Annotated in this window: 4 protein-coding genes and 1 pseudogene; 3 read left to right on the top strand and 2 right to left on the bottom strand. The window is 60.1% G+C overall.

The annotated features are described in order from the left end of the window. Window positions 1-182 precede the first annotated feature (182 nt). The 3 genes from A2J01_RS04845 (at window position 183) to A2J01_RS04855 (ending at window position 4734) form a co-directional block, all read left to right on the top strand. Window positions 183-2525: an AAA family ATPase gene (locus A2J01_RS04845; RefSeq protein WP_064112196.1), complete on the top strand. Its 2343-nt coding sequence runs from the start codon at window positions 183-185 to the stop codon at window positions 2523-2525. Window positions 2526-2705: 180 nt separating this feature from the next. Beyond that, window positions 2706-3761 carry a DUF3068 domain-containing protein gene (locus tag A2J01_RS04850; protein ID WP_064112197.1) on the top strand — a complete coding sequence of 352 codons (1056 nt, stop codon included), beginning with the start codon at window positions 2706-2708 and terminating at the stop codon, window positions 3759-3761. Between the two features lie 133 nt (window positions 3762-3894). Then, the gene (locus tag A2J01_RS04855; RefSeq protein ID WP_052959769.1) at window positions 3895-4734 is read left to right on the top strand and encodes a class I SAM-dependent methyltransferase; all 840 of its coding nucleotides are present in this window, start codon (window positions 3895-3897) and stop codon (window positions 4732-4734) included. A gap of 12 nt (window positions 4735-4746) precedes the next feature. Here the strand turns inward: A2J01_RS04855 and A2J01_RS04860 are convergent, their stop codons facing one another. After that, window positions 4747-5694: a hypothetical protein gene (locus A2J01_RS04860; RefSeq protein WP_047269096.1), complete on the bottom strand. Its 948-nt coding sequence runs from the start codon at window positions 5692-5694 to the stop codon at window positions 4747-4749. Then, window positions 5691-6122: pseudogene (locus A2J01_RS36260) on the bottom strand (hypothetical protein); the annotation flags it as partial. The pseudogene A2J01_RS36260 and the gene A2J01_RS04860, both read right to left, overlap by 4 nt.

The following is a 6122-nucleotide window of genomic DNA, read 5'->3' on the forward strand; positions in this document are numbered from 1 at the left end:
CGAACCCCCGTCATCGCCCATGCGCATCGTGCACTGGCCGAGCTGGCCCCTGCCGAAGAATCAGCCTGACAAGAGTCAACCAACCCCGATCACGAGGCGTGCCGCACGCCTGACCGCCCACTTTTAGGTTCGGTCTATCAAATTCGCTCCACCCGCACGCGGACAAGACGAGGACGTAGACCATGCAGATCACCAGCGGACATATCTATAACTACCGATCGATTAAAGACTTGCAGATCGACTTCGATACCAACGGAATTCACGCACTGATTGGCCCTCCTGGCTCCGGAAAGTCGTCCTTCCTCGGAGCCCTCGGATTCGCACTGTACGGAGACCCCGGTCCGGGTATCGACCTGATCGACCTCCGGCATGACAAAGCCGACGACAAGGAATTGGCCGGAGCAGACGTGACCTGGCGCCACGGACAGGACACCTACCGAACCGTGCGAGAGATGCGCAGAGGTAATCGTGGCGGCAAGCCAGTGGAGAAGACCAGTGCCCGCATGTGGCGCAACGGTGTCGAGATCGAAGGCATGAGTCCGACATTGATGACGAGTGAGGTCACCAAGATTCTGGGTATGTCAGGCCGTGCATTTCGCGGCGCGAACATGATCGCGCAAGGCGAGGTCGACGCCCTGGCCACGGCCACGCCCACCGAAGTAACCGCACTCGTCGAAGAACACACCGGTGTATCGCAGGTAACCAAACTCCGTGAACAGGCACGCAAGTCCGCGAACGACAAACAGGCGGTCGCCGACGGCACGGTGGGATCGCCGGAGGCAGTGACCACTGCCGAGGAGCTTGAGATGGAGGCCGGCAAGGTGTTCGGTGAGGCCGAAGCTGCTCATGGTGCAGCGGACGCGAAGGCAAAGCGGGCGCGCAGAGACTGGGAAGAATGCAACGCAAGGGCACACGAGTTGCGAACCGCGGAGCGAAGCGCACAACAGTCTCGTGACGCCGTAGTCGCAGCCAAAGCACTCGCGGACAACGCTCGAGATCGATGGGAACGACTACACGTAACTGTCACGGATCGAAACCTCACTGGCGTAGATCCGGATCAGCTGCAGCACAGGATCACCGGGCTACAGACTTCGTTGCGCAGGATCACGGAAGCAGGCGCGAGTCTTGCTGGCGCAGCAGAGGCAGTTGCTGTAGCCATCACTGACACTGCACGGGCACAGAAGGCAGCTGACAGTTTCGATGTCGTCGCCGCCCAATCACGACTGGAACGGGCAGATACTGAACTAGCTGCAGTTGTCGATTCGATACGCACTGCAAATGGAGACGAGGCCGCCGCCCGCAAGGATGCGGTAACGCTCACGAAGTCGCTGCACACGTTGCGCCAGTCGATTGGCCAAGCCCATTGCCCGACGTGCCGTCAATCGATCAACGATCTCGATGCGCTCATCACCGACTTGGAGGCGAAACTAACCGCCGCGCAGTCGGCCGAAGCGAAAGCGGTGGAACAGGCTGCTGCACTAGCCGGAAAGCGAAGGGAGATCGACGCTCAGGTTGCCTCAGCACGACAAGAACTCACCGGCGCTGAACAAGCCGAACACCATGCCGAACAGGTTCGAGAACGCGGCGAAGCAGCTTTCCAGAACGAAACCGAGAAGCTCGATGCACTGGTAGAACTGCTTGCCAGCCTGGACAACGACATAGCCCCGGAACTGACGGACCGCACGAACGTCCAATCCTGCCTACAGGCCGCACGGGTCGTCCACGGCACCGTAGACAGCCGATCGACAGAGCTACGGGCAGAACACCGGCTGCTCATCGACGAGCACAAAGCAGCCCACGATCTTCAGGCAGCGAACGGCGCAGTCGACAACGCAGAATCCGCAATTGTCGACGCCCCGGATCCACAGATCGTTCACGCGGCCGAAACGGCAGCCAGCGATGCACGGACCCGGCTCGACGAAGCAGAGAGGACCGTGAGCGAGGCATGGGCAGTGCTCTCGAGCGCGCGCACCGGACTTGCGCAGGTGGCGAACGAAGCAGATATCGCCCGCGATCAGTGGGCACGCAAGTGCGAAGCGCTACGGGTCGCCGAAGTCGCACGCGGAGTTGCGGATGCTCTCACCGCTCTGCGGTCAGACTTGCTCGCCGAATGCACCCAACAGATTTCGGAAGCCGCGACAGAACTGCTGCAACGTTTCGGTGGAGAACACGTCGCCTTCCACCTCGGTACAGATTTTGTTCCCTGCGTGGAACTTGCCGATGGCCGACTCCGCAAGACGAAACTGCTCTCCGGAGGCGAAAAAGCGCGGGCCGGGCTTGCCTTCCGATTGGGAATCTCGATGCAGGTCACAGACGGCGGGTTGCCCGATCAGATATTCGGCGACGAGATCACCCAGTATCTCGATGACGAAGGTCGTCGGGCGATCGTAGAAACCATAAGCGATCTGTTCGCAGCGCCAATCCTGATCTCGCACACCGACGAGGTTCTCGACTATGCGACAACGGTGCACCAGCTGAACCGCAATCCATTGGGCGTTACGGAACTTCTCCCGCTCGCCAGCTAGCCACGATGCTGCGGCGGAGTGATCGTCCTCCGCCGCAGCATCGGAATGCGGATTCGATCGCAGGTTCCGCGCGGGAGAAGGTCGCAGATGTTCGCGAATCGTGGCCTCGATAGGCTTGCCCGGCGCGGATCTGCACATGACGATCGAGACGCTCAAGATCCGTTGGGGGAGGCAAGTGAAATGGCAACTGTTAGAACGAAGCGTGCTGCTGCTCTTGGTTTGATCGGATTGGGAGCTGGTTTCACTACCGTGGCCGTGCTGATTCCGACCTATGCTGCACCGAAACTCGTGAAAACGCCGCTGTCGATCGATGCGCCCACCGTGGCCACAGACAACAACGCGACCCTGTTGGATATGGGCGCGATCGACACCGGGAAAGTGGTGATCAACTCCGGCGTGGCTGTGACAGTCCAGCAATACGTCACGGGCGAGGAACCTTCGAATTCCGACATCGTGACGATCCAGTCGACACAGAAAGTAACTCGTGACGACCGCGAAGGCGACGCTGCTGTTGTCAGCGCAAACGTCTATCGCGTCACTGTGGACAGGGCAACAGCAATGCCGGTCCAGGATCCGCCGGCGACCATCCAGAGATACGCAGACAAACCGGGAGAGGAAGTCGTCGCGGAAGGCGTCAACTTCAAGTTCCCCTTCCACCTGCAGAAGCAGTCCTACCCATATTTCGACACGTTGGCCCGCGAAACGTATCCGATCGACTTCGTCGAAACGACCCAGATCGACGGCACCGAGGTCTTCCACTTCTCCCACACGATCGACCCCATGGACACTGGAGGCAAACTCACCCTCCCCGCGTCCGTGTGGGGGCTGTCCGGTGATCCGGACGCGCAGGTGCTGATGCACCGCTTCTACACCGCGAAGAGGGACTTGTGGGTTGAGCCCGTCACCGGGGCAATCGTTGCCGGCAATCAGTACGCGCGGCAGTACTACGCCCGCACGGCGGACGATCCGGAGTCGGTGACGATTGTGGAGATGGCCCCGGCGTTGGATGCGCAGACGAAGTCCGAGCAGCTTGCACAAGCCGTCCGATACAAGAGGCTGATCGTGTGGGGAACTCAGTACGCGCCCATGGGGTTAGGTGCAGTCGGCGTGATCGCGTTGCTCGGTGGTGCGGCAATGTTGTGGCGAAACCGTCAGATCGATTCGACGGCAGGATCGGATGTGCAGGTGGCAGCGCCACACGAGGACTACGACCGCATCTCGACGGCTACTCACTGAGATGGCCGGCCGGTGTCGCCTTCGCGATGCCAGCTGATCTCTCGTACCCTGCCGAATAGTTCGCTCACGGAAGAGGGTGCCGCGCGAATGGCGCTCACGACCAAAACATACGAAAGGCTCAGGCACACTACACATGAGTGCATTCAACGCAACCGGAGATGTCTCCTCAACGTCGGTTCTGATCGCGCACTTCCGGGCTCTTGAATCGACTCGCGACGATGCCCTGTTCGAAGATCCGCTGGCATCCGCGCTCGTGGAGGCATCAGGGCTGCCAGTCGGACAAGCCAAGCTCGAGCACGTCATCACCAGTCGCGTATACGAATCGGTTGCGGCGCGTACCCGCTACCTGGACGACCGAATCGAAGCTGCAGTGTCACGAGGTGCCCGCCAGGTCGTGCTGCCCGCGGCCGGCCTCGACACAAGGGCATACCGCCTGGGCCTACCCGACGACGTCGCGTTCTTCGAGGTTGACTTGGAGAACGTCTTCGCATTCAAAGAACCGGTTCTCGAACAGTCCAATGCGAAGGCGACAGGCCCGCGCTCAGTGGTCCCCGCAGATCTGACCGGCGATTGGGTAAAACAACTGACCGCAGCGGGATTCGACGCCGACGTTCCGACAGTGTGGGTTTTGGAGGGCATTCTGATGTACCTCACCGACGAGCAGAACGATCAGATTCTCGATGAACTGTCCGCGGTAAGCGCGCCTGGATCCGAGTTGCTGTTCGTCTCGTTTGCGCCCGGAATGATCGCCGAAGAGCAGACCAAGGAACTTGCCGGGATGGCGACAGCGGCGGGCATCGGATTCAAATCGCATGTCGCAGACCCGGTTGCGTGGGTAGGAGCACGCGGGTGGGTGATCGCGGACCAAACCACGATCAAGGAATTCGGAGCGACAATCGGCCGTGACGTTCCTTACGACGAGGCACAGTTCGGGCCGGTTACCTGGCTTGTCCATGCAATTCGCGCCGAGTAACTGACAACTCGACTACGCCGAGACTGGGCCCTTCGCAGCGTCGGACAACACAACCATCATGCGGTGCGTAGCAACAGGTGTTCGGCTGCCTTTCCACGCGGCGCGGCGGGTGCTGTACACGGCCGCGTCGCGTGGGATGAGCATGTTTGTTCCTGTGGCAACGATCTTTTCGTATTCCGCGCTGTAGGCGCGGATCGCTTGATAGCGCCGCAACCGGTCCGGAAGTATCGCGGTCGCAAACACGAGAAGTGCGTAGCCCGCGATGATCATCGGGCCAAGGACAAGTACCAATGTGATCGTCTGGGCATGATCGGTGTACCAGTTCTCGACGCCAGCGGCTTGGAGAACTAGATACAGCAATTTGTTGATCCCGTAGAGAAACCCGAGAGAACATGCTGCGGCGAGAACGGCCACTATTCGACCGAGCGGCCCGCTGCGCACTCTGCGTTCCCTGAGCAACCCGAAGAGGTAGTACAGCGCGAACACCAACGCGTAAAGCAATGTCCCCAGATACGCGCCCCAGTAGAGCAAAAGTGGTCCAGTGGGCGGGAAATCACGCGAGACGAAGTTCGTCGGCGTGTCAGTCGCTGGCGACAGCAGGAACCCGACGCCGGCAACGGTGACCATAGTTGCTGTGAACAGTCGGTGGCGTGTCTTGTTGAATGACGGGCTTTGAACGACAGTTGCCACGGCTTCGCCGATGCAGCAGAAGGCGAAAGTTCCGAGCAGAACCGCAGTGGCGTCCGGAATGTTCCAGATACCTGTCAGGTCGTGAAGCCAAACATCGACGTAGTCGTCGGAGAGTACGGGGATGCGCGCGGCTTGACCTAAACCGAGGGCGGCCAACACTTTTGTGAGGGGCCGACTGTCCGGGTTCCGTTTCCACATCGGGATTCTGAACGCGACAAACGTCAAGAGCGCGATCGGGACGAGTGTGCCTGCGAAGTTGTAAAGAGTCACTGCACTTGCCAACCCATCATCCCTGCGAGACGTAGGAGGAGGTTCTTCTGCGTCTCCGGCAGATCGTCTGGGTAGAGGGGGGCACGCATCTCGTCGGCCTTAGCCATGATCAGTGTCGCCAGCTCCTCAGCCTCTACTTCGACCGGGTGGAGTGTGTGGGTGGAACGGGTGAAGCAGACCTGTGACAACGCAAGTCGGTGGATCATGTAGTCCGGCAGCTGCGGTGAGACCCGGCGAATATTCGTGCGTAGGTACTCGAGGAAGTCCTGTTTGTTGCTCTTCTGATGAGCCATGACGATGTGTGCGAGTTCATGGCAGATGATGTGCTCGCGGTATTTGCCTTCGGCGTCATGTCGGACGTAGATCACGTCCCGTCGTTTGGCGGGTATCCAGAGCCCGGTGATCTCACTGTGAAGATCGATCGGAAG

The organism is Rhodococcus sp. EPR-134, assembly GCF_001647205.1.
In the GTDB taxonomy this organism is placed as follows: domain Bacteria; phylum Actinomycetota; class Actinomycetes; order Mycobacteriales; family Mycobacteriaceae; genus Rhodococcus_F; species Rhodococcus_F qingshengii.

What these genes read in the sequence shown, in the direction of transcription:
- A2J01_RS04845 (WP_064112196.1), top strand. Translation starts at nt 183, where the DNA reads ATGCAGATCACCAGCGGACATATCTATAACTACCGATCGATTAAAGAC.
- A2J01_RS04850 (WP_064112197.1), top strand. Translation starts at nt 2,706, where the DNA reads ATGGCAACTGTTAGAACGAAGCGTGCTGCTGCTCTTGGTTTGATCGGA.
- A2J01_RS04855 (WP_052959769.1), top strand. Translation starts at nt 3,895, where the DNA reads ATGAGTGCATTCAACGCAACCGGAGATGTCTCCTCAACGTCGGTTCTG.